This is a genomic window from Pseudomonas sp. HPB0071, assembly GCF_000478505.2.
GTDB lineage: Bacteria > Pseudomonadota > Gammaproteobacteria > Pseudomonadales > Pseudomonadaceae > Chryseomonas > Chryseomonas luteola.
The window spans coordinates 1,803,311-1,828,876 of sequence record NZ_KI517367.1; the positions used below are offsets into that span (position 1 = coordinate 1,803,311).

Consider the following 25,566-nt stretch of genomic DNA (forward strand, 5'->3'; position numbering starts at 1 on the left):
TCTGGCGCCTTTCTCTTGCCTGACCATTAAGGTTGCGCCATCAGCCAGGGCAGCACCTCCTGACAGGGTTGCTCAATCTTCAATGTGCATATCGTATCGGCGCGCGTCTTGCCGATATTGATCAGAATAAGAGGCCTGCCAAGCTCTACGATCAACTTGCATAGCCGAAAGCTCGAATAGGCCATCAGGGACGTACCGATTGCAACCAGCGCATCGGCATGCCGAACACCCTCCCATGCTGCCTCCGCCTCATGTGCAGGCACGCCTTCACCAAAGAACACGACATCCGGCTTGAGCCATTCACTGCCGCAACAGGGACAACCCGCCAGGCGAAAGCCTTCAAGATAGGACGCTGCGAGATGGGCATCGCCATCAGGTGCCAGGACAGCATCGATACCCTGTACATTCGGATTAAGCGCCCTCAGCTCGTTCTGGACGTCCTCGCGCCACATGCGGTTGCCGCAATCCATGCACACGACTCGGTGCAGGTTGCCATGCAGCTCCGTAACATGGTGACTGCCAGCCTTCCCGTGCAGCGCATCTACATTCTGCGTAACGATGCCCGAAATTCGCCGCCCCGCCTCCAATTCAGCCAGTGCCTTGTGCGTGGCATTGGGCATGGCATCACGCACGGCGGACCAACCTACCATGCTACGGGCCCAATATCGTTTTCGAGCCTCAGGGGAGTTCATGAACTCCTGAAACATCATGGGTGCCCTGCCCCGGCGCACGCCATTGACGTCGCGGTAATCCGGGATACCCGAGGCGGTGCTGATACCCGCGCCTGTCAGTATCAGCGGTTGATAGCGGTAGATAAGCGCTTTCAGATCAGACAGCTCGGTTTCAAAATCAGGCATGACGGCATCTATATCGTCTAGTAATGGATTAGCTTAGGCGATAACTCTGAACGCCAGCCTTGATAGACAGGAGCCGGCCAGCTTCAGTGCGCCTTTAACAAGAATGCCGTTGTCTCGCTGTAAAAGATGACCATTGGTCGCGCTTTGGTTCAAAAAACGTCGATCTCGTATCGTTCAGCTCTTGTTCAGCACGGATTCAGAAAGCATTCAGCCACCCTGGCGTAGTCTGAAACTGTCAGAAGATGCTCCAGTGAGGAGGCCCGATCATGATGTATCCCCAGCTGGCTGTTGCGTTCCCCGCTCCGATCGACGCAGCCAGTTCACATGCATCGGTAACCTCCTCATGTTCTTCGGCGATGTTCCTTGCAGCTCCATTGTGCACAGGCCAGTTCATCCCTGGTGGTGCATAGCCACTTTCCCCAGTGGCAGTTTCTCGATCCCCATGAAGTGCTCCTGACCTCTCCCCATCGGAGAGGTTTTTTTTGTCTGATACAAATGACGCATATCCAGAAACCTTTCCTTTATCCTCCTTTATCGAGTACTTGCCCTGATAGAGGGGCACATCACTCACCGTATTGGTCAGAAGTCGAGGATAATGCCCTATCGATTCGAGTTGACCTTTGTTTGCCGAACATTCAGGAACACCCATGAAAATTCTCGTCGTCGAAGACGAAAACCTGCTCCGTCACCACCTCAAGGTGCGCCTTAGCGAAGCTGGGCATGTGGTCAATGCCGTAGGCAATGCCGAGGAAGCCCTTTATAACGCACGCGAATTCCACCATGACCTGGCGATTGTGGACCTGGGTCTGCCCGGCATGAGCGGTCTTGATCTGATCCGTCAGCTTCGCACTCAGGGCATGGCCCTGCCGATTCTGATCCTTACTGCTCGCGGTAGCTGGCAGGACAAGGTGGAAGGCTTGGGCGCTGGTGCCGACGACTATGTCGTCAAGCCGTTTCAGTTCGAAGAGCTGGAAGCGCGCCTGAATGTATTGCTGCGCCGCTCGGCCGGCTTCATCCAACCCAGCATCAAGGCCGGTAATCTGCGTCTGGACCTTGGTCGCCAGCAGGCCTTCAACGAAGAGCAGCCTCTGCAGCTGACGGCTTATGAATATCGCCTGCTTGAATACCTCATGCGCAACCATCAACAGGTCATCACGAAAGAGCGCCTCATGGAGCAGCTCTACGACGATGACGGCGAGCATGACAGCAATGTCATCGAGGTACTGGTTGGCCGTCTGCGACGCAAGCTGGAAGCGTCATGCGGTATGCAGCCCATCGAGACCGTCCGCGGACGTGGATATCTGTTTACCGAGCGCTGCCAATGATTCGATCGTTCCGCCTGCGCCTGCTATTGAGTGCGGCGCTTCTGGTCATCATTTGCCTGGGCTTGATGATCCCAGCCATTGGCAAGGCGTTTGATGGGACGGTAGAAAACTTTGTGGCGGCGCGCCTTGAGGCTAACGCCAACACGTTGATTGGTGCGGCCCGGGCCATTGATGGGCGTCTGGCGATGCCGGAGATGATTGCAGAGGAGGTCTTTGACCGTCCGCAATCGCCGATTCTGGGTTATGTGTACGACCAGAACGGTCGTCTGCTATGGCGCTCCCGCTCCGCTGTACGCGAGCGTCCCAACTACCGGCCCACCTTCGACGGGACCGGCGTTAAATTGGTCAAGACTACGGATGACGAGGGGCGCGGCTTTTTCGTCTTTGACCGAGAGGTCTTGCTGGGCAACCCGCCCGTAGCAGGCTTCAGTATCGTCACCATGCAGCCGGCCGAGGAATACGATCGCCTGCGCAGCGGCTTTATGCACCAGGTTACGCTCTGGCTGAGCGGAGTGTTATTCGCTCTTCTGATTTTTCTGGCCGTGGGACTGCACTGGAGCCTGCGTCCACTGCACCGTTTGAGCCGCCAGCTGGATGCTATCGAGACTGACCAGCGCGATCTGCTCGACGAGAAGAATGTACCTAGCGAGATTAGCCGCCTGATCCGCTCCCTCAATCGCCTTCTCGATTTCGAGCGACTGCAACGGGAGCGCTATCGCGATACGCTGGGTGATCTGGCCCATAGCCTGAAGACCCCACTGGCCGTTCTGCAGGGTGTGACAGAAGACCTGCGCCGAAAACCCAGCCTGGAGCAGGAGGTGTCTGCGCTTCAGGTTCAGATTGAGCGCATGAATCAACAGGTTGTTTTCCAGCTGCAACGTGCCACACGGCGCGGTGCGGTATTGAGCCGGCCACTGGAACTGCAGCCGCTCGTGGAGTCCTTGTTCAGTACGTTGGACAAGGTGTACGCCGAGAAGAAAGTCCAGGCGTCACTGCATTTCCCGCCGGGTATGAAAGTTCAGGCGGAGGAAGCCGCCATGCTGGAAGTCTTTGGTAACCTGCTGGAGAACGGTTATCGCCTGTGCCTGACTCAAGTACAGGTCAGCGCTGAGTTCATCGACGACAGCTGGATCATCGATATCGAGGATGATGGCCCCGGCATTCCAGCCGAGCGACGCGAGACCGTCCTGCGGCGAGGCGTACGCATCGACAGCCGTCACCCTGGTCAAGGCATCGGACTGGCCGTCGTGCAGGATATCCTTGAAGGCTACCGTAGCGCCCTGACGATTGACGATTCTTCGTTAGGTGGTGCTCGTTTTCGCTTCCGTCTGCCGAGTGTCTCCCCTGAACGTCCCCGATTAGGGCACAATGAAGTCCGGACGTGACTTGCAAGTCAATGTTTGCGTCTGCCCTGTTACCCCCGCCATTTGCTCTATAGGACCCCGGCATGGAACGCGATTGCCGCCACCTGGAATCACTGCTGTACCGCGATATCCCGATCACTCAAGCCCTTGGCCTACAGGTGAAGAGTTGGGAAGCGCATTCCCTGCGTCTGCATGCGCCGCTCGATGCTAACGTCAATCATGCCCACACGATGTTTGGTGGAAGCCTCTATTGCATCGCCGTACTGGCGGGCTGGGGCTGGCTCTACCTGCGCCTGCGCGAAGCAGGCCTGGAAGAAGAAGGCCATATCGTGATTCAGGAAGGTCAGATTGCCTATCCGCTGCCTGTGACCACAGACGCCATTGCGCTGTGCGATGCGCCGGACGAGCGTGACTGGCAGCGTTTCGAGACCATGTTCCGCCGTCGCGGTCGTGGCCGCTTGACGTTGCACTCACGTATTCTGGCCGCCAACGGTGAAGACGGCGTGCGCTTCACCGGGCAGTACGTGCTGCACAAGTAATATCAGGCCTGGCGGGATGCCAGCTCAACGAGCGTGTCCCGCCAATGTGCCTCGGCCGGCAAGGCCAGGAAGTAGGGATTGAGAAAATCTTCCCTCGCCTCATATGTCAGTGGCTCACCGTTCAGGTTGAGTACGACGCCACCTGCCCCTTCCAGGACGCCCTGAGCCGCTGCCGTGTCCCATTGAGAGGTTGGCGCCAGTCGGGGATAGCAGTCCGCCGCACCTTCAGCCAGCAGACAGAACTTCAGCGAGCTGCCGACATTGGCCAGCTTGATCTCGCCCATATGCTCACCCAGCCCAGCCAGAAGTCGCTCCTGAGTAGGACTGCTGTGTCGGCGGCTGGCAACGACGGTAAAGCCTTGTACAGGTGTAGGCCGGACATTGATCTCTTCGCCGTCCTCTCCCCGTATACGCCAGGCGCCCATTTCTGTTCCGCCACAGTAATACAGGTCACGGGTGGGCACACCGACCACACCAAACACAACGCGCCCCTCTTCCACCAAGGCGATGTTGACGGTGAACTCCTCGCTGCCGGAGATGAACTCCTTAGTGCCATCCAGCGGATCGACGACCCACCAGCAGCGCCAGCGGGCACGCTCCTCCAGCGAGATATCACACGCTTCCTCCGAGAGTACCGGAATGTCCGGGGTCAGCGCGGCCAAACCTTCGCTGATGATGCGGTGGGCAGCTAGATCAGCGGCGGTAACCGGCGAGGCGTCGGCCTTTTCCGTCACGGCCACGTCATTGCGCCAGAAAGGAAGGATTGCGGCACCGGCCTGGCGGACCAGGTCGACAACGTTGAGCACCAGCGGTGCGGTAATGGAGACGGGCACCATCATAAAAACCTCCACAGGCAGATGAGGCCGCCTCAATAACGACCGCACAGTAAATGTCAGGCGACGAACTCGCCACGCTGGATCAACAGATCCCGCACTAAATAGAGCGCAGCCAATGCGCGTCCTTCGGTAAACCGGGGATTATCCATCAGACTGAATAGCTCGCGTAGGCTGATCTTGTCTACCTCGATCGGTTCGGGCTCATCGCCCTGCAAACGCTCGGGATAAAGATCGCGCGCCAACACGACATGAATTTTCTGATTCATGTAGCCGGGCGACAGAGAGAGCTGCGTCAGATATTCGAGCTGGCGGGCACCGTAACCGGCTTCTTCTTTGAGCTCACGGTTAGCGCCCTCCAGTACGGTCTCGTCCATCTCGACAAGCCCCTTGGGCAGGGACAACTGATAGTCTTCGGTGCCGCCACAGTATTCTTCAATCAACAGGGCATGCTCATTGTCCAGCATGGCCACGACCATGACCGCGCCCGGGCCGGTCCCCTTGTTGGCCAGTCGTTCATAGGTGCGCTCTTCACCATTGGAAAAACGCAGCTCGACTTCTTCAACCGTGAAAAGACGACTCTTGGCAACGATCTGCCGGGCAAGCACAGCGGGTTTCTGGCGCATAAACGGCTCCTGAGCGAATCGGGTCGGCTATCATAACGCGCCTTGTTTAATAATCCGTGGCCGGGACGATCTGTCTTGGCGTAATCACGAAGAGATGGCTCACCGCGGTTACGGTGGAGTCTAAAAGAGGAAGCCATGCCTACCCTTGCCTGGAATCAGATCGACACCGTCTTGCTGGATATGGACGGCACGCTGCTCGATTTACACTTCGACAATCATTTCTGGCTGGAATATCTCCCGCAGTGCTACGCCAAGCATCATGGCCAGTCCTTTGAGTGGGCCATGGCCGAACTGGAGCCACTGTTCGAGGAGAATGCCGGCAAACTGACCTGGTATTGCCTGGACTACTGGAGCGCTCAACTGGGGCTTTCGATCGCCGCACTAAAGCGGGATATTGCCCATCTTATTGCCTTACGTCCCGATGCCGACACGTTTCTGTCTGCCATTCAGGCAGCAGGCAAGCGGGTCGCCCTGATCACCAATGCCCATCGGGACTCGCTCTCCCTAAAGCTTGAACGTATCGAGCTTGCGCCTTATTTCGACCGGATGATCAGTTCCCATGACTATGGTTTCCCCAAGGAAGACCAGCAGTTCTGGTTTGCACTGCAGCAGGACTTCGGCTTTGATCCGGCCCGTACACTGTTCATCGACGACAGCCTATCCGTTCTGCGCAGCGCCCAGCGGTATGGCATCGCTCATCTTCTGGCGGTACGCAATCCCGATAGTCGCCAGGGCCCGCGGGACACCGCTGAATTCGAGGCGGTAGACGATTATCGAGAGCTGCTACCATCCCAGGAGACGGTGGCTACGTCACACTCCTGAGCGTGACCCACGCACAGACGCCTCATGCCTGGGTTGACCCTGCCGGCGAAGCGGCGCAACGTTTCAGCGCGACCCAGTGTGGAGTGATGATGCACTGGGCCGGCGTTTAGTCCCCTGGTTAACCTTTTCAGGACTGCCTCTATGAACGCTTTTCGACGCACCCTGCCGCTTCGCGGCGCTGTTTGGTTGTCTGCCATTACCCTTGTGTTCTGTGCTTCGGCCAATGCTGCCCAGAGCACAAGTGGCTTTACGCCTTTGCTTGATAAGATCAACGCTCGCACCTCAACGGCCGATCAGGTTGCGCTGAGCAAACGGGACAGCGGCAAGCCGGTCCTCGACACCCAACGAGAGGCGGATGTCCTGGCCCGGGTTCGTAATGAAGCCGCCGCTCACGGTTTGCAGCCCGATGATGCGCAGCGCTTCTTTTCCGATCAGATCGAGGCTAACAAGTGGGTCCAGTATGGGCTGCTGGATCGCTGGCATGCCATCGATAAGGCACCCAACAAGACGCGCCCGGACCTTGCCGTGGTTCGTAAGCAGCTCGATCAGCTGCAGAACGAGCTGCTCGATGCACTCCAGGCTGCCGAGCCGCTACGCAAGGCGCCGGACTGCCCACATGTCGCAGCCCGTGCGGTGAGCACCTATGCCACGGCACATGCACTTGATTCTCTGCATCGGCTGGCGTTGGTCCGCGGTATGGCCAATGTCTGCCAGGGGCCGCAGCAGCAGGTGGCTGCCACCGATTAACGTACGGCCTGACGTGCCTGCCATGGGGAACCCGGCAGGCACCCTTCGTCATTCAATTCTGTTCCTTACTCTATCTACGGCGCTATGCTGATAGATTCTGCCTTCATGCTGCCGGAAGCCTGTCCGCCTGATCATGGACATCAAACAGCTCAAATTCCTGATTGCCCTGGATGAAACGCGCCACTTCGGCCAAGCGGCCGAACGGTGCTACGTCACTCAGCCAACCCTTTCTATGCGCCTGCGCAGCCTTGAAGAAGAGCTGGGACTTGAGCTGGTACGTCGGGGTCAGCGCTTCGAAGGCTTTACCGAGGCGGGCCAGCGTATTCTGGCCTGGGCCCGGACCCTTATGGCGGCACATGAGGGGCTCTATGCGGAAGCCGCCGCCTATAAAGGGCAGCTGGTTGGCACCCTGCGCCTGGGGATCGTCCCCCTGGCCAGCTATGACCCTATGCCTCTGCTGCATCACCTGCGCCAGTTGCACAGCAATCTGCGCTTTCAGTTATCAGTGTTGAGTACCGAGCATGTTCTCGAACAGCTGGCGAGCAACCAGCTCGACCTGGGAATCTCCTATCTCAGCCATCTCAACGATCAGATGTTTGAAAGCCAGTCCCTGACCGAAACCCGAATGGGCCTGTTGTTCGACCAGCGTCATTTTCAGTTCGACGAGCAGGAGCTGAGCTGGGAACGGGTAGCCGATCTGCCCCTGGGTCTGCTCACGGGAGGAATGCACTTTCGCCAATCGGTCGATCACGGTTTTCGCAGTCGCGGCCTCACACCCCGGCCTGTACTGGAAAGCGATGCCGTGCATCTGCTCCTGCAAGCAGTCAATGCGGGACTATGTTGCGCCGTGATGCCACTCAAGGGTGGGTTCGACGCGCTGACTGAGCACTCCTGCCTGCTTCCGATTCAGGGTGGGCGAGCCCTGGCACCGCTTGGGCTGATCATCCGGCGTACCGCGCCGCGCCTGCCAGTGGCCGAAGCCTGTTTTGCTGAAGCGCGCCTGCTGTACTCAAGTAAATGAAAACGGTCGCTTGATAAGCCCCATCTATCGCCATATCGGTACCAGCGATTAGACGTCGCACCTTAATAGGCTTAGGCTTTGATCTGTGTCAAACAGCCGCAGGCCAATTGCTGCTATGTCCCGCTCGAATCCGCATGCTGATACACCCTCGGAACAGCCCGCCAGCCAAGCGCTGCACGGGTATATCTATGCCGAGCTGAAGAATTCGGAAGTCACTGGCCAGACGCCATTGGCTGAAGAGTGTGCTGTTGCCATTTCCTATAATGGCATCAGCCACACCGTCATGATGGCTACACCTGCCGACATCGAGGATTTCGTTGCGGGCCTGAGTTTAAGCGCTGGAATCATTCATTCCATCGACGACATCTATGGCATGCAGGTACGCCGCGTCGGTGAAGCCCTGAATGTTGAGGTCGAAATTTCCAGCCGGACGTTCTGGGCCTTGAAAAGCCAGCGTCGCCAGATGGCCGGAACCAGCGGATGCGGCCTGTGTGGCGTCGAGGCGCTTGAGCAGGCACTGCCGCAACTGGATCGGCTGCGTAAGGTGCAGCTGCCACCTGCCGAGCATCTGGCCAATCTGCGCCAGCGTATCAACGAGGCTCAGCAGTTGGGTCAGCGTAGTGGCGCCGTCCATGCGGCACTGTTTGCCAATGCCGAAGGTGAGCTAGGCCTTTGCCGTGAAGATATCGGCCGCCATAACGCGTTGGACAAGCTGATCGGCGCCTTGATGCGCCAGAAGATCAATACCCGTGCCGGCTTTGTCGTGGTGACCAGCCGCTGCAGCCTGGAGCTGATCCACAAAGCGGTTCGCGCAAACCTGGCAACGCTTGTCACTCTGTCCGCGCCCACTGGCCTCGCCGTGGAATGGGCCCGTCGGCATCGTCTCAACCTTATTCATTTACCTCATCAGTCTCCGCCTCGCGTGTACAGCCCGGCGCCGCTCATTCCAGAACATCGGGAGTAGTCATGAGCAAGCAAAAATCTTCTTACAAACCCTATCAAGGCCCTGCCGCGGGCTGGGGTGCGCTGAAAAGTGTCGTGCACTTCTGGCTCGACAGCGGCAAGGCCGTCAAGAATATCCGGACCCTGCTCAAGACTAATCAGGACCACGGCTTCGACTGCCCTGGCTGCGCCTGGGGTGAAGCACCGGAAAACGGCCTGGTGAAATTCTGCGAGAACGGCGCCAAGGCGGTGAACTGGGAAGCGACCAGCCGCCGTGTAGATGCTGCGTTCTTTGCCAAGCACAGCGTCAGCAGCCTGAGCACGCAAAGCGATTACTGGCTCGAATACCAGGGCCGCTTGACCGAGCCAATGCGCTACAACCCGGCGACTGATCACTATGTGCCGATCAGCTGGGATGATGCCTTCCAGACCATCGCCAAACACCTGAAGACGCTGGAAAACCCTAACCAGGCCGAGTTTTACACTTCCGGTCGCGCCAGCAACGAGGCTGCCTTCCTGTATCAGCTGTTCGTGCGGGCCTATGGCACCAACAATTTCCCGGACTGCTCCAACATGTGCCACGAGGCCAGTGGTGTAGGCCTGGGCCGCAGCATAGGCGTTGGCAAGGGTACGGTGACCTATGAGGACATGGAGCACGCCGATGCGATCTTCGTGGTGGGCCAGAACCCTGGTACTAACCATCCACGGATGATCGAGGTGTTGCGCAACGCTGTGAAGCGCGGTGCTCAGGTAGTCAGTTTCAATCCGCTCAAGGAGCGTGGTCTGGAGCGCTTCCAGCATCCCCAGAGCCCAGTCGAGATGCTGACCAACAACTCGCGCCCGACCAACACGGCCTATTTCCGCCCAGCCCTGGGCGGCGATATGGCGGCCATGCGCGGGATAGCCAAATTCCTGCTGCAATGGGAGCGTGAGGCGCAGCTGAACGGCACGTCACCGGTGTTCGACCATGACTTCATTCAGAAGCACACCCTGGGTGTCGATAGTTATCTGGCCGTGCTGGATGCTACGTCTTGGGAACAGATTGTAGAGCAGTCAGGCCTGACCCTGGCGGAGATCGAGCAGGCTGCGCGCATGTATGCCAGAGCTGAGCGAGTGATCATCTGCTGGGCCATGGGTGTGACCCAGCATCGCCACTCCGTGCCCACCGTTCAGGAAATCGCCAACCTGCAACTGCTGCGCGGCAATGTGGGCAAGCCGGGCGCTGGCCTGTGCCCGGTTCGCGGTCACAGCAATGTGCAGGGCGACCGTACCATGGGGATCGATGAGAAGGCTCCGGCCTGGCTTAGCGATGCCCTGGAAAAGCGCTTCGACTTCAAAGCGCCCCGTAATCGCGGCCATAACACGGTGGAGGCCATCGCTGCCATGTTGGCGGGCGATGCCAAGGTCTTTATCGGACTGGGCGGCAACTTTGCCCAGGCGACACCGGATACACCGCGGACTCATCAGGCACTGCGCAATTGCGACCTGACTGTACACATCGCGACCAAGCTCAACCGTAGCCATCTGGTGACAGGCAAGCAAGCGCTGATCCTGCCATGCCTTGGCCGTACCGAGCTGGATTTGCAAGCCAGCGGCAAGCAGGCCATTACGGTAGAAGACAGCTTCAGCATGGTCCATGCCTCGGCAGGGGTGCTCAAGCCACTGTCTCGCCAGATGCGCTCCGAGCCGGCCATTGTTGCAGGGATTGCCAAGGCAACACTGGGCAACCACCCTGTGGATTGGGAGTGGTTGATTGAAGACTACGACCGCATCCGCGATCTGATCGCCGATGTGATCCCGGGCTTCAAGAACTTCAACGTGCGCCTGGACAATCCTGGCGGCTTCTACCTGGGCAACAAGGCACGTGATCGCGTCTGGAATACGGCAACCGGCAAGGCTAACTTTGCGCCCAGCCAGCTGCCAGAGAATCTGATCCCGGAAGCGGCTCGCCAGAATGGCCAGAAGCCTGACCTGATCCTGCAGACCATGCGTTCGCACGATCAATACAACACAACGGTGTACAGCCTGGATGACCGTTACCGGGGTGTAAAAGGTCAGCGTGACGTGGTCTTTGTCAACGAAGCGGACATCCGCCGCCTGGGTTATGAGCCAGGCCAGAAGGTGGACATGGTCTCGCTGTGGGACGATGGGATCGAGCGTCGTGTCAGTGGCTTTACGCTGCTGCCGTTCGATATTCCTGAAGGTCAGGCGGCTGCCTACTATCCTGAGACCAATCCGCTGGTGCCGTTGGAAAGCTACGGTAAGGACAGTTTTACGCCTACCTCCAAATTCGTAGCCATTCGCGTGGAGCCAGCGCACAGCAACACGATCGCTTCGGTCGCCTGATACCGAGCGAACAGCTTGCCGTCTATACAGGCGGCAGGCTGCTTTTTATGGCCGGGCTCTATACTGAAGGGACCAAGGTCACCCCCTCTCCTTCCCATGTATCGCCTCTCTGACTGGATAGCTGAAGATCCGCTGCGCTGCCAAGTGCTGGCCTGTGTTGCCCAGTTGCACTTGCCGGATGCCTGGGTAGCCGCCGGATTCGTGCGCAATCTGGTCTGGGATCGCCTGCACGGTTACACGGTTCCTACCCCGCTGACGGACATCGACGTCATCTATTTTGACCCTGTCTGCCGTGACCCTGAGAGAGATACTGAGCTTGAGAACCGGCTCAGGGCCTGTGCGGCCCTGCCCTGGTCCGTCAAGAATCAGGCCCGCATGCATAAGCGCAACGGGGATGCGCCCTATCACTGCAGTCTGGATGCCATGAGCTATTGGGTAGAAGTGGAAACGGCCTTAGCGGCCCGCCTCCTGCCCGGTGGGCAGATCAAAATCGCCAGCCCGTTTGTTCAGCATGGTCTCTTCAAGCTGCACGTAACACCGAACCCCAAACGTTACAAACCGGATGTCTTCAGGCAACGACAGCACGAGAAAGGCTGGGCGCGCCGGTGGCCGAAACTTCGGTTTCCACCTGCAGTACATATACCGCCCCAACTGCCGGACTGATTGCCGTACAGGAAAAATTGTTTTTCGAACTCGAACAACCCATGAGACTCCATTGCCTACCGATTACACTCATGGAAGACCGGTCATCATGGATATCAGGCTCAGGGACCCAGGAACCTTATGAACGCTGCATCGCTCCCCCTCGATCATCCCTTTGCTCACCACAATGGGTTTAACCGGGTCTTTGCGCCGGACAGGCTTACCCTGGGCTTTATTCTGCCGGTGGCAAGCTACCCGAACGAGCCGGGACCTTCGCTTGAGCATCACGCCGAGCTGACGCAGCTGGCCGATCAGTTAGGCTTCGCTGCGCTCTGGGCCAGAGACGTACCGTTTTACGATCCAGGCTTTGGCGACATGGGGCAGGTCTTCGAGGCGTTTACCTACCTGGGCTTTCTGGCCGGCACCACCAAACGTATTACGCTGGCGACCGGCAGTGCCGTTATCACCCTGCGCCACCCGCTGCACCTGGCCAAAATGGCCGCCTCGGTCGACCAGCTCTCCAGCGGGCGGCTCGTGCTGGGTATCGCCTCGGGAGATCGACCTGTCGAGTATCCCGCCTTTGGCCTGGAAGATGAGTACGAGCAGCGCGGCGACCGCTTCCGCGAAGCGTTCGAGATGTTCCGCCTGGCCAGCGAAACGCCTTTCCCCAACGGCGATTTCGACCGCTTTGGCGATCTGCAGGGGCTGGCCGATCTGGTCCCCAAACCATTCAACGGCCGCATCCCTGCCTTCGTTACAGGTCGTAGCCGTCAGGCAATGGACTGGATTGCCGCCAATGCCGACGGCTGGTTCTACTATTTCATTGGCGTCGAGCATGTCTCGGCCATTACCACGTTGTGGCGCGAAACCATCAAGCGCGTCACGGGCGAAGAGACGTTCAAGCCCTTTGCCCAGGGCATGTTCTTCGATCTGGCTGAAGATCCGGACCAGGCCCCCATGCCTATTCATGCCGGACTCAGGATTGGTCGTCGCTACCTGGTGGATTATCTTGAGCATATGCAACGCCGAGGGGTGAACCACGCCGCGTTGAATCTGAAGTCGTCCCGCCGCCCGGCCAAGGAAGTGGTTCAGGAACTGGCTGAGTATGTCTTGCCGCACTTCCCCTCCCATGAACCTCTTGAGCCATAAGAACTCAAGAGAACTCAGACTTAACAAGGGAGAGTGCTCCATGCCCCGTACCGTACGCTTTCATGAAACCGGTGGCCCAGATGTACTCAAGATCGAAGACGTAGACGTCCGCCCACCTCAGCCAGGTGAAGTACAGATTCGCACCAAGGCGCTGGGCCTGAACCGTGCTGAAGCTATGTATCGCGCTGGCCAATACACGCATCAGCCAGTCTTCCCCGCCATTCTTGGCTACGAGGCCGCGGGTGTTGTCGAGGCAGTCGGCGAGGGTATTACTGTGTTTGCCGTAGGCGACACCGTAAGCGTCATACCGGCATTCTCGTTCGAACAGTATGGCTTGTACGGAGAGTTGGTAAATGCGCCTGCCCATGCCGTCGTCAAGCACCCCGACACGCTTTCATTCGAAGAGGCTGCCGCTACCTGGATGATGTTTGCCACGGCCTATGGCGCGCTGGTCGATATTGCCGGACTGAAGGCGGGCGATACCGTTCTGGTTCGTGCGGCCTCCAGCAGTGTTGGCCTCGCTGCGATCCAGATTGCCAATTTTGTCGGTGCAACACCGATTGCCCTCACCCGGACGAGTAACAAGCGGCAGGCCTTGCTTGAGGCAGGCGCGAAACATGTCATCGCAACGGAAGAACAGGATCTGACGGATGAGGTGCTAAAGCTCACCGATGGCAAGGGCGCGCGCATCGCCTTTGACCCGGTGGGTGGGCCAGACGTGCCCAAGATTCTGAAAGCGCTCTCGTTCCTGGGCATTTTCTTCCAGTACGGCGCCTTGAGCACTGAAAACCTGTCATTGCCAGTGATGGATGTGCTGGGTAAGGACCTGACCATTCGCGGCTATCAGCTGTTCGAAATCACTCAGGATGCTGATCGATTGGCCAAGGCCAAACACTTCATTCTGGACGGCCTGACCCAGGGCAAGTTGAAGCCACAGATTGCTAAGACATTCCCGCTGGACCAGATCGTTGAGGCGCACCGGTACATGGAGTCCAATCAGCAGGTTGGCAAGATCGTCGTAACGGTTTAACCCAGCGACGAGCCGTCCCGATCTCCAGCGCCGGGACGGCTTTCCATCTCCGCGGTCAGGTGCATGACCTTCTCCCACTGGCCCGTCATGTCATCGAAGCGCTCGTCCATAGTCCTGAAACCATGCCGCTCGTAAAAGGCTACCGCACGGCTGTTCATGCTATAGACAGACAGTTCGAGGCGCGACTCAAGGGACTTGGCGTGCTCCAGCAGCGCGCTGCCAATGCCTTCGCCCTGGTGGTCCGGATCGACAAATAAGGCTGCCAGCACATTCTGTTGCAGCGAGAAGAACCCGAGAACCGTATCGTCCCGTACATATACCCAGTTCTCGGCGCTGGGCAGGTACTTTTCCTTCATATCCTGCCGCTGGCTACGCCAGAAGTCGGGCGCGACACCATCATGGGCCAGGATGGAGGCGGCCAGCCAGATCGAAACCATGTGCTCATATTCATCGTCTTTTGCTTTTCGAAGCATGTGTATCCCTACTTTCAGCCAGGCTGAAACAATACCTTCATGAATGATCTTGATAGTGACCATGAAGCATAGACGCTAGAAATGTTTAGTCTACTGAATGATCATGAGGGATATTCATTTAGCTAGTCGCAAGGTAAGTCTATGTCCAGCCACTTCCCTCGTTTTCGTGCCGACTCTGTAGGCAGCCTGTTACGCAGCCCGATTCTGAAGGAGGCCCGTCGCCGCTATCAGACCGGAGAAATGGAGCGAGACGTACTGCGTGCGGTTGAGAATGATGAGATCCGCAAGATTGTTGCCAAACAGGAAGCAATTGGCCTTCCCGCCGTAACGGACGGAGAATTCCGCCGCGCCTGGTGGCATTTCGACTTTCTTGAGCAACTTGGCGGCGTAGAAGGCTACGAGGCAGACCAGGGTATTCAGTTCCAAGGTCAACAAACCAAATCCCGAGGAATCAAGGTCACGGGTAAATTAGACTTCACCCAACATCCGATGCTAGAGGACTTCAAGTTTCTGGCCAGCGCTACTACTCGCAGTGTGGCCAAGATGACTATTCCAAGCCCTAGCGTGCTGCACTTCCGGGGCGGACGGAAGAACATCAGTGAAAGCGTCTATCCGGATATGGAAGAGTTTTTTGCTGACCTTGCCAGCACCTACAAGAAAGCCGTGAATGCTTTTTACGAGGCGGGATGCCGTTATCTCCAACTCGATGACACCGTCTGGGCTTACCTCTGCTCAGAAAAGGAAAAGGCCGCCGCCCGCGAGCGCGGTGATGATCCGGAACGTCTGGCCGAGATCTATTCAAGCGTGCTCAATCAGGCGCTGGCTGGTCGCCCGGATGACTTGCGCATCGGCCTGCATGTCTGCCGGGGCAACTTCCGCTCGACCTGGATCAGCGAAGGTGGCTACGAGCCGGTGGCGGAAGTGCTGTTTGGCAACACGGATATCGATGCTTTCTTCCTAGAGTACGATACCGAGCGTGCCGGTGGTTTCGAACCCCTGCGCTACCTGCCCAAGGGCAAGCGTCAGGCTGTATTGGGACTGGTCACGACAAAAAGCGGCGAACTGGAAAGTCCGGATGCTCTCAAACGCCGTATCGAGGAAGCCTCGCGGTATGCCAACCTGGACCAGCTCTGCCTGAGTCCGCAGTGCGGATTTGCCTCGACAGAGGAAGGCAACCTGCTCTCGGAAGAGGAACAGTGGGCCAAGCTGCAACGCGTAGTAGACGTAGCCCGTGAGGTCTGGGGAGAGGCCTGATCAGCGCATGACTGGCTGACTGGAAAGGGGCGCTTTAGAGCGTAAACCCGCCCTTTTCCGCTACATTTCGATCAAGATAAAAAGGTGCAGACTACCGTTCCGTAATAAAGTTTCTGTAATAAATTCATACATTTGCCTTTTGTGGAAGTTATCGCACCCTTAAGCAGATTCCACTTGCCAAGCGAAGCGGTAATCACGAGGATCGGCGCCATCATCCTCACAGTGAGTTTTGATTATGAAGTACTCCTCGATCCTTCTGTTGTCCCTGAGCCTGGTAGGTACTAGCGCGATGGCGGGCGACGATATGCAGGCCGGTATCGGTGGTGCGCTAGGCGGGGTGTTAGGCTCGGTTGTAGGAAATGCCGTAGGCGGAAGCACAGGCTCCACGATCGGTGCAGGTCTGGGTGGTGCTGCGGGCGGTGCGGTAGGCGCCAAGCGTGGCGATAAAACAGAAGCAGCCATTGGCGGCGGTCTTGGCGCCGCGGGTGGCAACGTATTGGGCAAGGCCGTAGGCGGCAGCACAGGCGCTATGGTAGGTGCCGCCTTGGGCGGCGGCGGCGGTGCAGCCCTTGGCAGCAGCATGGGCGATTCGGGCGACCGTCACCACAGTGGCCGTCGCTACGATGACCGCCGTTATGCCCATGACAACGGCTGGCACCGTGGTCACCACAAGAAACACTGGAAGCGCCACGGTCGTTGGGACGATTGATCCCTACCCTAGCGCTAAAAGAAAGGGCCACGTCTGTGGCCCTTTTTCATTTACCGTCACTATTTCTCTTTGCTCAGGTCCACCAGCGGTGTTTCACGTACATCGGTCTGGCGGCCTTGCTGGATCGTATCGACACGCTTGAGTGCCTCGTTTACCGCACCCGCATCACTGAGCAGGCTGTAGGTGATCTCAAAGTCACGAGTCTCTTTTGGCCCGATCTTGGGTACTAGCTTCAAGTCACGCTGGAAGCGTCGGTTATAGGAAAAACTGGTGCCTGGCTCCAGACCGGTCACATAACCCTGCCCCTGGGTGTCCGTGTTTTTCCACAGGGAAAAGGCGGGTAACTGGTTAACGTTGAAGGCGAGGCTGACGCCCTGCTTGCCGGCTTTATCATGTAATACCGCCAGGCTGTTGCCCTGGGCATCTCCATAAGGAAACAGGTTGTACACCATCTCGTCGAAGCCTTTGGTAGGGCCCCGGTAGGTTTGCCAATCTTTCAGGTCACGCTTGGCGTACTCGTTGAATGGCGAGACCTCACGCACTGGCGCGGCGAACTTGGTACCCTCCTCCAGCAGTGGCGTACCGAAATTGCTATGGTAGAGCGCTTGATACTCTTTCTCGTAGTCGCCCTGGTTGGTCAGACGATCATGAAGGGTAAATTGAGTGGCGCCCGGTTGCGTGGTCAGCTGAGTATCGACCAGAAAATCCACCTTCTTGAATGCCTGCTCGCGCAGCTCGCCTTTCAGGTGAATGGCATATGGCGGCTTTTCATCGATGGTCAGCACGACCTTGGACGCCGGGATATTGGCCGCACGGCCATGCAGAGTCAGCAGCTCTCCATTATCCATGCCCGGATGGCCAACCCACTCGTAGCCACAACGGGTTACCATCTCGTTGAAACCCTCCAGCCAGCCCAGCCCGCCACGACCATTGAGCTCGATAAAGGCTGGGTTGACGACCTCATGCACAGGCGAGTCCCACCCCAGTCGTACAGTACCGGCGGTGGCGTAAAGCACGTTCATGCCGCGGTTTGGCACAACGGTCATTTTCATTGCGCCGGTATCGATTTCGATCAGGCTTACCCCTTCCTGACGACCGCCATGCAACGTCTTGAGAGTGACTGAAAAAGGCTTGTCCGTTTTGACGCCAAGCTGCTCGCTGGTGATGCGCCAGTTTTCAGCAGGCTTGTTCGAGTCGATCAGCGTGTAATCCCAGGCAAACGCTGGAGAGGCAGCTGCCAGCAATCCGAAGCTGGCAAGCAGAGCAGATGCGTTCATGTCCGATTTCCTTTTTGTTTGTTGTTATACCTCGCTGCCCTTTGGCTGAAACGATTTAGCAGCGTGAGAAAAGTGTAGAACAACCCTGCACGTTTGCATGTGTCGGATTTCGGATTTACAAGGTTGGAGACAGGAAACGAGAGGTAGGTCAAGGTGCCTGCCCGGCACCTTGACTTGAGGGTTATTACTCTTCGAGGCGCTCGACCTTGCCGACGACGAGCCCGTAACTCAGCGCGCCGACCAATGCCGTGATGCCGATATAGGTGATAGCCGGGGCAAAGTTGTTGCCATCCACCAGTAGGCCAACCACGATCGGCACACTGATGGATGCCAGGTTGCCGATGAAGTTGAACATGCCTCCCGTCAACCCCAGCAGGCGTGCAGGTGCCAGGGCCGACACCATTGACCAAGTGATCGACGCCAGACCGTTACCAAAGAAGGCGATTGCCATACAGGCAATGATCAGCGCTGGCGTGTCAACAAAGTTCGCGCCGATGATGCAGGTGGAAATCAAGAGGCCGCTGATGATGGGCAGCTTGCGTGCCATGCCCAGCGAAACGCCACGGCGCACCAGCCAGTCGGATAGCAGACCCGAGCAGATCACGCCTAGAAACGCCGCCAGGAACGGCACCGAAGCCAGAAAGCCCGCCTTGATGAAATCCATGCCGCGGTATTTGACGAGGTAGGTCGGGAACCAGGTCAGGAAGAACCACAGCGTAGAGTTCAGGCAGAACTGACCAATGTAGATGCCCCACAGCTTGCGCTTGTTGAGCACGGCCCACAGATCCGTCCAGCGAAACGCCGCGCGGGACTGATTCTTTTTCTCCAGATCTACAAGGCCGCCGCCCTGCTCGATCAGCGCCACTTCGGCAGCATTGGCACCTTTGAAGTCTTTTGGCTCACGGTAGATCAGATACCAGATCGCCGCCCAGACGATACCGATCCCGCCTGTTACCACAAAGACCATGTGCCAGCCGAACGTCTGTTGCAGGTAGATGAGTACTGGGGTCAGGAACGCCAGCCCGACGAACTGTCCGGACGTATAAAACCCGATGGCGGTGGCGCGCTCCCCCTCCGGGAACCACGTCGTTACCACCCGGTTGTTGATGGGATACGCCGGCGCTTCCAGCGCACCGACTGCAAGACGCAGGATTACCAGGCCGATAAAACTGCCAACAAAGCCTAGGCCGATAGTTGCCAGGGACCAGAGCGCGATGGCAATCGGGTACAGCACCCGCGGGGATACCTTGTCTACCAGCCAGCCGCCCGGGATCTGCATGGCGGCATAGGTCCAGCCGAACGCCGACAAGATCAGCCCCATGTGCACGGGATCGATGTTCAAGTCCTGAGCCAGGTGGGGCGCGGCGATGGAAAGGTTGCTGCGGTCCAGGTAGTTGATCACTACCGTGACGAACAGCAAGACCATGATGAAGTAGCGCGAGCGTGACGCAGGCTGGGCTTGCACCTGGGCCTGGGTCTGGCTGTACGCCGTGCGGGTTGAAGAATGTTGCATCACCGTTACCCTGTCTTGGACTTGTTATACACAACGGGGATGACTCACCGGCGACAGCCGCCGGTGGTCTCCTGCAAACGTTACTGCCCGATATCGCGCAGTGGTTTGCCGCTCATGAGGTTACGTTCGATCTGCTCCAGCGTTGCACCCTTGGTTTCCGGAACCAGCCAGAACACCAACAGGATGAAGAAGGCGTTCAGTGCGCCATACAGCCAGAAGGTTGCAGCGTTGCCGATGACGTTAAGCAGTGTCAGGAAGGTAGCGCCGACGATCATGTTGGCGATCCAGTTGGTGAACGTGGAGCAGCCGATACCGAAATCGCGGCCCTTGAGTGGCTGCACTTCGGAGCACAGTGTCCAGATCAGCGGACCGGCCGACATGGCAAAGCCCACGATAAAGATCAGCAGCATGGCAACGGTGAAGATCTGCTGGCCGTGACTCAGCGTACCCATGTTCATCATGGTGCCCACGATGCCCATACCGACCGCCATGACGATGAAACCGGTATAGAGAATCGGCTTGCGGCCCCAACGGTCCACCAGGAAGATAGCAATGAAAGTTGCCAGTACGTTGGTCAGGCCCACCGCAGCGGTAAACCACATCTGCGCATGCGTGTCGTAACCCATGCCTTCGAAAATACGCGGTGCGTAGTACATCACCACGTTCATGCCGGTGAACTGCTGGACGATCTGCAGGAGTACGCCCAAACCAACGGAGCGGCGGAAGTTGGCGTTCTCCTTGAACAGCTGCCAGCCACGCTGCGGGATGCGCAGCTGCTCTTCGATATCACGCACTTCCTGCTGGATCACCTCTTCATTGCCGCGCAGCTTGTGCAGGACGTCCAGTGCCTCTTTCTTGCGGCCCTTCATGATCAGCCAGCGCGGGCTATCGGGCAGTGCCAGAACACCCAGCAGGAACAGCACACCGGGGATAGCGATGATACCCAGCATCCAGCGCCAGGCACCGCTGTAGCTGAAGGCAGTATCCGACAGGAACGCAGCCAGGATACCGACCGTGATCATCAGTTGATACAACGAGATCATTGAGCCACGGATCTGCTCAGGCGCCACTTCAGCCAGATACAGCGGAGCAGTAAAGGAGGCGATGCCGATGGCCAGGCCCAGAATGAAGCGGCCGACGATCAGTGAGTTCGGCGACCAGGCGAAACCGCACAGTACCGACCCCAACACGAACAGAATGGCACCCAGAATCAGCGAACGCTTGCGACCCAGGGCAGCGGACATCCAGCCGGCACCAAGTGCACCAAGGGCAGCGCCAAGCATCATGCTGCTGACGATCCACTCGATCACGCGGTCGGAAACTTGAAATTCTTGCTGAATGAATTGCGTGGCGCCGGAAATCACGCCGATGTCCAGGCCGAACATCAGCCCGGCCAAAGCCGCCAGAATGCAGGTGAACACCGCGGTTCCCTTGGTCTTCTCGGCGGTATGAGTACTACTCGTCATAAACTGGACTCCTGCCTTTTTGGGCGTTGTTTTTGTAATGCCGGTCCCTCAGCAAATGCAGGCATGTGAATTTGCTATCAACCTGGCTTTCCAGTGACTCGTCAGGCTCTGCTCAGGTTCGTTACAAGATGTGAAAAATGCCGAGCCAGACGCATTTCTTGCGTCCGGCTCGTCTTCACGACCTGAAGGCCAGGGCTTACCACTCGGCGAAGCTGCCGTCCTTGTGGCGCCAGATCGGATTACGCCAGCGGTGGCCAATGGCGGCACGCTCGATCACGTACTCTTCATTGACTTCGATACCCAGCCCCGGGCCTTGCGGGATCTTCACGTGGCCATCGCCATAATCGAAGACTTCCGGGTTCTTGATGTAGTCGAGCAGGTCATTGCCCTGGTTATAGTGAATGCCCAGGCTCTGCTCCTGGATAAAGGCGTTGTAGCAGTTGGCGTCCAGTTGCAGGTTGACCGCCAGGGCAATCGGGCCGAGCGGGCAATGCAGCGCGATGGCAACATCGTAGGCCTCGGCCATGTTGGCGATCTTCCGCGTTTCGGTGATGCCACCGGCATGGGACGGGTCAGGCTGAAGGATATCCACATAGCCGTCCTGCAGGATGCGTTTGAAGTCCCAACGGGAATACAACCGCTCACCCAGCGCAATGGGCGTATTGCTCATCAGAGCGATTTCCTTGAGCGCCTCATAGTTCTCGCTGAGCACCGGCTCCTCGATAAACATCAGACGGTAGGGCTCAAGCTCCTTGATCAGGACCTTGGCCATCGGCTTGTGAACACGACCGTGGAAATCGACACCAATGCCAAAATGCGGGCCACAGGCGTCGCGAATGGCCGCGACGTTGGCGATGACCTGATCGACCTTGTCGAAGGTATCGACGAACTGCATCTCTTCCGAGGCATTCATCTTGATAGCGGTAAAGCCCTTTTCCTTGCGCTCCAGGGCATGGGCCGCTGTCTCGGCTGGACGGTCGCCGCCGATCCAGGAGTAGACGCGGATGCTCTCGCGGACCTGGCCGCCCAGCAGATCGTGTACCGGTACGCCCAGCGCCTTGCCCTTGATGTCCCACAAGGCTTGGTCGATACCCGCCAGGGCGCTCATGTGGATACCGCCGCCCCGGTAGAAACCACCGCGATAGAGTACGGTCCAGTGATCCTCGATATTGCGCGGGTCCTTGCCGATCAGATAGTCGGCCAGCTCTTCCACAGCCGCCGCCACACTATGGGCGCGGCCTTCAAGGACTGGCTCGCCCCAGCCGGTGATGCCTTCATCGGTTTCAATCTTCAGAAAGCACCAGCGCGGAGGAACGATATAGGTAGTCAGTTTGGTGATTTTCATTGTTATGCCTCGATGCGTTCAGGGCCGGCGGACCGACCCAGGTCAAATCCGATGGTTACTGGCCAGTCAGCGCTTTCCAGCCATTGGCAAACGCGTGCGCGCTGCGGCTGACGTCGTCAGGAGTCATGCCCGGCTTGTAAATGGCCGACCCCAGGCCAAAGCCATTGGCGCCCGCCTTGACGTATACGTCCATGTTGTCGGGCGTAATCCCACCGACCGGCAGCAGGGCCGTTTCCTTCGGGAAGACCGCACGCCATGCCTTGACCACCGCCGGACCCAGCTGCTCAGCCGGGAACAGCTTGAGCGAGTCGGCTCCCGCCTCCAGCGCAGCAAAGCCTTCGGATGGCGTTGCCACGCCCGGTGCACTGATCAGCCCGGCCGCCTTGGTCGCGCGGATCACCGCCAGGTTGGCATTGGGCGACACAATCAGTTTGCCACCGGCAAAGGCTACGTCCGCCACCTGGCGCTCGGTCAGTACGGTTCCGGCACCGATCAGGCAGTCGTTGCCCAACTCGGCAGACAGCAGACGGATGCTTTCCAGAGGCTCAGGCGAGTTCAATGGAATCTCGATCAGACGAAAACCGGCCTCGTACAGGGCCTTGCCGACCGGCACGATCTCCGCAGGCGTAATGCCGCGCAGAATGGCAATCAGGGGCAGTTGTTTCATGCAGGCGTCAAACATGGCGGGTATCCTCCTGAGAAGGGGTGGCGGCAGTCACCAGACCGGCTGCACAGGCGATGCGCCATAAGCCGGTACGGGTGGCCTGCTCAAGCAGACGTACATCGGTAATTTCGAAAAAGGCCAGGGCGTCCTGATAGCGGCGACACAGCGCCGGATCGCCAATCAATACCAGCGGTGGGCAGACGGCTCCCTTCAGGCTGGCCACAACACTGCGCAGCTCTTCACCGATCAGCAAGCCCGAGAGGTAGTCCAAGCTGTGGCGCGCGGGCAGATCACCGGCCAGGAATAGGCTGCGGGTGGTGAACAGACGGCCAATAACGCCTTCCGCCCCACTCTCACGGGCATTGGTGAGGCCTCGCATAAAGGCGTCGTTGGACGGCTCGCTGCTCTCCTCCCGCGCAGGACGACCCAGAATCGAATGCTCACGCAGGACGGCAAACAGCTCGCCGGTCATATAGGTGGAAAAGTGATCGAGCCGGCTGCCGCGGATCGTTGCCCACTTGCTGTGCGTGCCGGGCAACACCAGCAAGGCATGATCTGCCAGGGCGGGCTCCAGTTCGAGCGCGCCAAAGATCTGGGTCTCCTCGCCTCTCAATACGTTTGGCAGTGCGCCACGCTGCATCACGCCGGGGATCAGGCTCAGCTCACCGCAACCGCTGTCGAACGTCAGCAGGCCTTTTGCCAAGCTATCCACATCGGCCGGGCAGTCCACATAAGGAACCTCACGCCAGCCCTGTCGGCTGCCGATCATGCCGGCGGCAATGGCGGGTACGGATGGCCATTGTGCGCGCCAGTCACCGACCAGCTCACGAAAGGCCTTGGCGAAATCACCTTCAGGCGTATGCAGAATGCCCCAGGGCTGCGAGCGGGTATCCACTATCTGGCCGTTATCTCCCAGCAGATACGCGCGTAGTGATGAGGTGCCCCAATCGAGGCCGATCAGACGTGGCGTTGCCGTTTCATTCATGACTGACTCCACCCGAGGTTGTCCATCCAAGGTCAAAGGAAATGGCCCGTGCGCAAGCGATGACATCCGGGCAAAGATCCCGCAGGCGTGCTTCAGGCATATAGGGAATCGCGCTGGCGACACTCAAGGCCGCCACGATGGCGCCGCTGGCATCGCGGATAGGCGCGGCCACGCAGCGAATACCCAACTCGTTTTCTTCCAGATCAAAAGTGTAGCCACCTGCGGCATAGGCCTGCTGCTGGGCCAGATAGTCCGGCCAGGGCGTAAAGTCCTCGCGCAGGCCCGGTTGCCCGGCGCGCCGCCTGAGGCCTTCCTCGTAGAGCAGGTGCCATTCGGATTCGGGCAGATCAAGCATGAGGGCCTTGCCTACCCCGGTCAGGGCCAACGGCATGCGCAGCCCGACGCGCGAGCGCATTTCAAGGCCGCGAGCTCCGGGAAGCTTGTCCAGGTAGAGCACGTCGCCGCCCTCCCGCACGCCCAGATGAACGGTGTCCTGGGTCAACGCCGCGAGCCGCTGCAGGTGGGGCCGCGCCAGGTTGGTCAGCGGCAGCTGGTCACGGGCCTTGAAGCCCAGCTCGATAAGCTTAGCTCCCAGTTGATACTGACCGGCAACGCTACGCAGATAGCCAGCCTGTACCAGTGCATTGACCAACCGATGGGTGGTGCTGCGCGTACAGCCGATCACCTCGCCGATGGCAGCCAGCGTACGGGCGCCCTGAGCGATGGCATCGATAACGGCCAGGCCTCGAAACAGTGCCTGAGCGCCAGCAGGCGCGTTGTTGTTTTGATCAGACATGGCGCTCACTCTATTCCTTTAAAACTGCAATCTCAACATGTGAATACATATCCCATATTATGGGATAAAGAAGTGTTCGACGACTTGTCACATGACTGCAACAATTTGGTTATCTAATGCGCGAGCATCGTGCAGAACAGTGAGGAGAACCATGGCGGGCAAGTCGATTCTTATCGTCGATGACGAGGCGCCCATTCGCGAGATGATCGCGGTTGCGCTCGAAATGGCGGGTTATGAATGCCTGGAAGCAGATAATGCGCAGCAGGCTCATGCCCTAATCGTCGACCGCAAGCCCGATCTGGTCCTGCTCGACTGGATGCTACCAGGCACATCCGGCCTTGAGCTGGCGCGCCGCCTGAAGCGTGACGAGCTGACGGATGCGATCCCGATCATCATGCTCACCGCCAAGGACGACGAGGACAATAAGGTCCAGGGTCTGGAAGTAGGAGCCGATGACTACATCACCAAGCCCTTCTCGCCTCGCGAGCTGGTCGCCCGGTTGAAAGCGGTACTGCGCCGTACAGGCACATACGACAGCGAAACGCCGATTGAAGTGAATGGCCTGATTCTCGATCCCATCAGCCACCGCGTGACCATTGATGGCTCACCGGCTGAAATGGGACCGACCGAATACCGTCTGCTGCAGTTCTTCATGACGCACCAGGAACGTGCCTACACCCGTGGTCAGCTGCTGGATCAAGTATGGGGCGGCAACGTCTATGTCGAGGAGCGTACGGTAGACGTGCACATTCGCCGTCTGCGTAAGGCCTTGGGTGAAACCTACGAAAATCTTGTGCAGACCGTACGCGGAACGGGCTATCGTTTCTCGACCAAACTTTAA

At 58.4% G+C, this 25,566-nt stretch carries 26 protein-coding genes; 14 read left to right on the forward strand and 12 right to left on the reverse strand.

Annotated features, from left to right (window positions below):
• Window positions 1-26 precede the first annotated feature (26 nt).
• Window positions 27-857 carry an NAD-dependent protein deacetylase gene (locus tag HMPREF1487_RS08550; RefSeq protein WP_010796230.1) on the reverse strand — a complete coding sequence of 277 codons (831 nt, stop codon included), beginning with the start codon at window positions 855-857 and terminating at the stop codon, window positions 27-29.
• A gap of 235 nt (window positions 858-1,092) precedes the next feature.
• Window positions 1,093-1,506: a hypothetical protein gene (locus HMPREF1487_RS08555; protein ID WP_037029850.1), complete on the reverse strand. Its 414-nt coding sequence runs from the start codon at window positions 1,504-1,506 to the stop codon at window positions 1,093-1,095.
• On the opposite strand from HMPREF1487_RS08555, the gene HMPREF1487_RS08560 reads away from it, so the two are divergent.
• From HMPREF1487_RS08560 to HMPREF1487_RS08570, 3 genes are all read left to right on the forward strand, one after another.
• Complete coding sequence (locus HMPREF1487_RS08560; protein WP_010796231.1) at window positions 1,505-2,182, forward strand: response regulator transcription factor; 678 nt, start codon at window positions 1,505-1,507, stop codon at window positions 2,180-2,182. The two genes, HMPREF1487_RS08555 and HMPREF1487_RS08560, sit on opposite strands and share 2 nt — an antisense overlap.
• Window positions 2,179-3,567, forward strand: coding sequence for an ATP-binding protein (locus HMPREF1487_RS08565; RefSeq protein WP_010796232.1), 1,389 nt, complete (start codon window positions 2,179-2,181; stop codon window positions 3,565-3,567). The genes HMPREF1487_RS08560 and HMPREF1487_RS08565 overlap by 4 nt, the downstream gene beginning before the upstream one ends.
• A 62-nt stretch (window positions 3,568-3,629) precedes the next feature.
• Window positions 3,630-4,085, forward strand: a complete 456-nt coding sequence (locus HMPREF1487_RS08570) for a YiiD C-terminal domain-containing protein (protein ID WP_010796233.1) — start codon at window positions 3,630-3,632, stop codon at window positions 4,083-4,085.
• Window positions 4,086-4,087: 2 nt separating this feature from the next.
• Here the strand turns inward: HMPREF1487_RS08570 and cysQ are convergent, their stop codons facing one another.
• Entirely contained in the window at window positions 4,088-4,924 is an 837-nt protein-coding gene (gene cysQ / locus HMPREF1487_RS08575) for a 3'(2'),5'-bisphosphate nucleotidase CysQ (protein ID WP_010796234.1), read from the reverse strand.
• 53 nt (window positions 4,925-4,977) lie between these two features.
• Window positions 4,978-5,544 (reverse strand): ADP compounds hydrolase NudE, encoded by a 567-nt coding sequence (gene nudE, locus HMPREF1487_RS08580; protein WP_010796235.1) that lies wholly within the window; start codon window positions 5,542-5,544, stop codon window positions 4,978-4,980.
• Window positions 5,545-5,679: 135 nt separating this feature from the next.
• Here nudE and yrfG point away from each other — a divergent pair, with 135 nt between their 5' ends.
• The 8 genes from yrfG to HMPREF1487_RS08620 all read left to right on the forward strand — a co-directional run bounded on the left by yrfG (window position 5,680) and on the right by HMPREF1487_RS08620 (window position 14,243).
• A complete protein-coding gene (yrfG, locus tag HMPREF1487_RS08585; RefSeq protein ID WP_010796236.1) occupies window positions 5,680-6,366 on the forward strand; it encodes a GMP/IMP nucleotidase in 687 nt (228 codons plus the stop codon).
• A 141-nt stretch (window positions 6,367-6,507) separates the two neighbouring features.
• The gene (locus tag HMPREF1487_RS08590; RefSeq protein ID WP_010796237.1) at window positions 6,508-7,113 is read left to right on the forward strand and encodes a chorismate mutase; all 606 of its coding nucleotides are present in this window, start codon (window positions 6,508-6,510) and stop codon (window positions 7,111-7,113) included.
• 133 nt (window positions 7,114-7,246) lie between these two features.
• Window positions 7,247-8,134, forward strand: coding sequence for a LysR family transcriptional regulator (locus HMPREF1487_RS08595; protein WP_010796238.1), 888 nt, complete (start codon window positions 7,247-7,249; stop codon window positions 8,132-8,134).
• 115 nt (window positions 8,135-8,249) lie between these two features.
• A complete protein-coding gene (fdhD, locus tag HMPREF1487_RS08600) occupies window positions 8,250-9,098 on the forward strand; it encodes a formate dehydrogenase accessory sulfurtransferase FdhD (protein ID WP_010796239.1) in 849 nt (282 codons plus the stop codon).
• 2 nt (window positions 9,099-9,100) lie between these two features.
• Window positions 9,101-11,422 carry an FdhF/YdeP family oxidoreductase gene (locus tag HMPREF1487_RS08605; RefSeq protein WP_010796240.1) on the forward strand — a complete coding sequence of 774 codons (2,322 nt, stop codon included), beginning with the start codon at window positions 9,101-9,103 and terminating at the stop codon, window positions 11,420-11,422.
• Between the two features lie 96 nt (window positions 11,423-11,518).
• A complete protein-coding gene (locus HMPREF1487_RS08610; protein WP_010796241.1) occupies window positions 11,519-12,085 on the forward strand; it encodes a nucleotidyltransferase family protein in 567 nt (188 codons plus the stop codon).
• A 120-nt stretch (window positions 12,086-12,205) separates the two neighbouring features.
• Entirely contained in the window at window positions 12,206-13,213 is a 1,008-nt protein-coding gene (locus tag HMPREF1487_RS08615; RefSeq protein ID WP_010796242.1) for an LLM class oxidoreductase, read from the forward strand.
• Window positions 13,214-13,253: 40 nt separating this feature from the next.
• Window positions 13,254-14,243, forward strand: a complete 990-nt coding sequence (locus HMPREF1487_RS08620; protein ID WP_010796243.1) for a zinc-dependent alcohol dehydrogenase family protein — start codon at window positions 13,254-13,256, stop codon at window positions 14,241-14,243.
• On the opposite strand, the gene HMPREF1487_RS08625 is transcribed toward HMPREF1487_RS08620, so the two are convergent.
• Window positions 14,240-14,716, reverse strand: coding sequence for a GNAT family N-acetyltransferase (locus tag HMPREF1487_RS08625; protein ID WP_051370220.1), 477 nt, complete (start codon window positions 14,714-14,716; stop codon window positions 14,240-14,242). The genes HMPREF1487_RS08620 and HMPREF1487_RS08625 overlap by 4 nt on opposite strands.
• 141 nt (window positions 14,717-14,857) lie before the next feature.
• Here HMPREF1487_RS08625 and HMPREF1487_RS08630 point away from each other — a divergent pair, with 141 nt between their 5' ends.
• Window positions 14,858-15,970 carry a cobalamin-independent methionine synthase II family protein gene (locus HMPREF1487_RS08630; RefSeq protein WP_010796245.1) on the forward strand — a complete coding sequence of 371 codons (1,113 nt, stop codon included), beginning with the start codon at window positions 14,858-14,860 and terminating at the stop codon, window positions 15,968-15,970.
• A gap of 235 nt (window positions 15,971-16,205) precedes the next feature.
• On the forward strand, window positions 16,206-16,679 hold the full coding sequence (locus HMPREF1487_RS08635) for a glycine zipper domain-containing protein (protein ID WP_010796246.1): 474 nt from the start codon (window positions 16,206-16,208) through the stop codon (window positions 16,677-16,679).
• Window positions 16,680-16,738: 59 nt separating this feature from the next.
• Here HMPREF1487_RS08635 and HMPREF1487_RS08640 read toward each other — a convergent pair whose 3' ends face one another.
• The 7 genes from HMPREF1487_RS08640 to HMPREF1487_RS08670 all read right to left on the reverse strand — a co-directional run bounded on the left by HMPREF1487_RS08640 (window position 16,739) and on the right by HMPREF1487_RS08670 (window position 24,725).
• Window positions 16,739-17,956: an aldose 1-epimerase family protein gene (locus tag HMPREF1487_RS08640; RefSeq protein ID WP_010796247.1), complete on the reverse strand. Its 1,218-nt coding sequence runs from the start codon at window positions 17,954-17,956 to the stop codon at window positions 16,739-16,741.
• A gap of 184 nt (window positions 17,957-18,140) precedes the next feature.
• Complete coding sequence (locus HMPREF1487_RS08645) at window positions 18,141-19,469, reverse strand: MFS transporter (protein WP_010796248.1); 1,329 nt, start codon at window positions 19,467-19,469, stop codon at window positions 18,141-18,143.
• A gap of 80 nt (window positions 19,470-19,549) precedes the next feature.
• Window positions 19,550-20,935 carry a sugar porter family MFS transporter gene (locus HMPREF1487_RS08650; protein ID WP_010796249.1) on the reverse strand — a complete coding sequence of 462 codons (1,386 nt, stop codon included), beginning with the start codon at window positions 20,933-20,935 and terminating at the stop codon, window positions 19,550-19,552.
• Between the two features lie 196 nt (window positions 20,936-21,131).
• Window positions 21,132-22,280, reverse strand: coding sequence for a galactonate dehydratase (gene dgoD, locus HMPREF1487_RS08655; protein ID WP_010796250.1), 1,149 nt, complete (start codon window positions 22,278-22,280; stop codon window positions 21,132-21,134).
• Window positions 22,281-22,335: 55 nt separating this feature from the next.
• Complete coding sequence (locus HMPREF1487_RS08660) at window positions 22,336-22,962, reverse strand: 2-dehydro-3-deoxy-6-phosphogalactonate aldolase (protein ID WP_010796251.1); 627 nt, start codon at window positions 22,960-22,962, stop codon at window positions 22,336-22,338.
• Complete coding sequence (locus HMPREF1487_RS08665; RefSeq protein ID WP_010796252.1) at window positions 22,955-23,929, reverse strand: 2-dehydro-3-deoxygalactonokinase; 975 nt, start codon at window positions 23,927-23,929, stop codon at window positions 22,955-22,957. The genes HMPREF1487_RS08660 and HMPREF1487_RS08665 overlap by 8 nt, the downstream gene beginning before the upstream one ends.
• On the reverse strand, window positions 23,922-24,725 hold the full coding sequence (locus HMPREF1487_RS08670; RefSeq protein WP_010796253.1) for an IclR family transcriptional regulator: 804 nt from the start codon (window positions 24,723-24,725) through the stop codon (window positions 23,922-23,924). Before HMPREF1487_RS08670 ends, HMPREF1487_RS08665 begins: the two co-directional genes overlap by 8 nt.
• Window positions 24,726-24,876: 151 nt before the next feature.
• On the opposite strand from HMPREF1487_RS08670, the gene phoB reads away from it, so the two are divergent.
• Window positions 24,877-25,566 (forward strand): phosphate regulon transcriptional regulator PhoB, encoded by a 690-nt coding sequence (gene phoB / locus HMPREF1487_RS08675; RefSeq protein ID WP_010796254.1) that lies wholly within the window; start codon window positions 24,877-24,879, stop codon window positions 25,564-25,566.

Coding starts and splice junctions, on each gene's coding strand:
- HMPREF1487_RS08550 (WP_010796230.1), bottom strand. CDS start 857: ATGCCTGATTTTGAAACCGAGCTGTCTGATCTGAAAGCGCTTATCTAC.
- HMPREF1487_RS08560 (WP_010796231.1), top strand. CDS start 1,505: ATGAAAATTCTCGTCGTCGAAGACGAAAACCTGCTCCGTCACCACCTC.
- HMPREF1487_RS08555 (WP_037029850.1), bottom strand. CDS start 1,506: ATGGGTGTTCCTGAATGTTCGGCAAACAAAGGTCAACTCGAATCGATA.
- HMPREF1487_RS08565 (WP_010796232.1), top strand. CDS start 2,179: ATGATTCGATCGTTCCGCCTGCGCCTGCTATTGAGTGCGGCGCTTCTG.
- HMPREF1487_RS08570 (WP_010796233.1), top strand. CDS start 3,630: ATGGAACGCGATTGCCGCCACCTGGAATCACTGCTGTACCGCGATATC.
- cysQ (WP_010796234.1), bottom strand. CDS start 4,924: ATGATGGTGCCCGTCTCCATTACCGCACCGCTGGTGCTCAACGTTGTC.
- nudE (WP_010796235.1), bottom strand. CDS start 5,544: ATGCGCCAGAAACCCGCTGTGCTTGCCCGGCAGATCGTTGCCAAGAGT.
- yrfG (WP_010796236.1), top strand. CDS start 5,680: ATGCCTACCCTTGCCTGGAATCAGATCGACACCGTCTTGCTGGATATG.
- HMPREF1487_RS08590 (WP_010796237.1), top strand. CDS start 6,508: ATGAACGCTTTTCGACGCACCCTGCCGCTTCGCGGCGCTGTTTGGTTG.
- HMPREF1487_RS08595 (WP_010796238.1), top strand. CDS start 7,247: ATGGACATCAAACAGCTCAAATTCCTGATTGCCCTGGATGAAACGCGC.
- fdhD (WP_010796239.1), top strand. CDS start 8,250: ATGTCCCGCTCGAATCCGCATGCTGATACACCCTCGGAACAGCCCGCC.
- HMPREF1487_RS08605 (WP_010796240.1), top strand. CDS start 9,101: ATGAGCAAGCAAAAATCTTCTTACAAACCCTATCAAGGCCCTGCCGCG.
- HMPREF1487_RS08610 (WP_010796241.1), top strand. CDS start 11,519: ATGTATCGCCTCTCTGACTGGATAGCTGAAGATCCGCTGCGCTGCCAA.
- HMPREF1487_RS08615 (WP_010796242.1), top strand. CDS start 12,206: ATGAACGCTGCATCGCTCCCCCTCGATCATCCCTTTGCTCACCACAAT.
- HMPREF1487_RS08620 (WP_010796243.1), top strand. CDS start 13,254: ATGCCCCGTACCGTACGCTTTCATGAAACCGGTGGCCCAGATGTACTC.
- HMPREF1487_RS08625 (WP_051370220.1), bottom strand. CDS start 14,716: ATGCTTCGAAAAGCAAAAGACGATGAATATGAGCACATGGTTTCGATC.
- HMPREF1487_RS08630 (WP_010796245.1), top strand. CDS start 14,858: ATGTCCAGCCACTTCCCTCGTTTTCGTGCCGACTCTGTAGGCAGCCTG.
- HMPREF1487_RS08635 (WP_010796246.1), top strand. CDS start 16,206: ATGAAGTACTCCTCGATCCTTCTGTTGTCCCTGAGCCTGGTAGGTACT.
- HMPREF1487_RS08640 (WP_010796247.1), bottom strand. CDS start 17,956: ATGAACGCATCTGCTCTGCTTGCCAGCTTCGGATTGCTGGCAGCTGCC.
- HMPREF1487_RS08645 (WP_010796248.1), bottom strand. CDS start 19,469: ATGCAACATTCTTCAACCCGCACGGCGTACAGCCAGACCCAGGCCCAG.
- HMPREF1487_RS08650 (WP_010796249.1), bottom strand. CDS start 20,935: ATGACGAGTAGTACTCATACCGCCGAGAAGACCAAGGGAACCGCGGTG.
- dgoD (WP_010796250.1), bottom strand. CDS start 22,280: ATGAAAATCACCAAACTGACTACCTATATCGTTCCTCCGCGCTGGTGC.
- HMPREF1487_RS08660 (WP_010796251.1), bottom strand. CDS start 22,962: ATGTTTGACGCCTGCATGAAACAACTGCCCCTGATTGCCATTCTGCGC.
- HMPREF1487_RS08665 (WP_010796252.1), bottom strand. CDS start 23,929: ATGAATGAAACGGCAACGCCACGTCTGATCGGCCTCGATTGGGGCACC.
- HMPREF1487_RS08670 (WP_010796253.1), bottom strand. CDS start 24,725: ATGTCTGATCAAAACAACAACGCGCCTGCTGGCGCTCAGGCACTGTTT.
- phoB (WP_010796254.1), top strand. CDS start 24,877: ATGGCGGGCAAGTCGATTCTTATCGTCGATGACGAGGCGCCCATTCGC.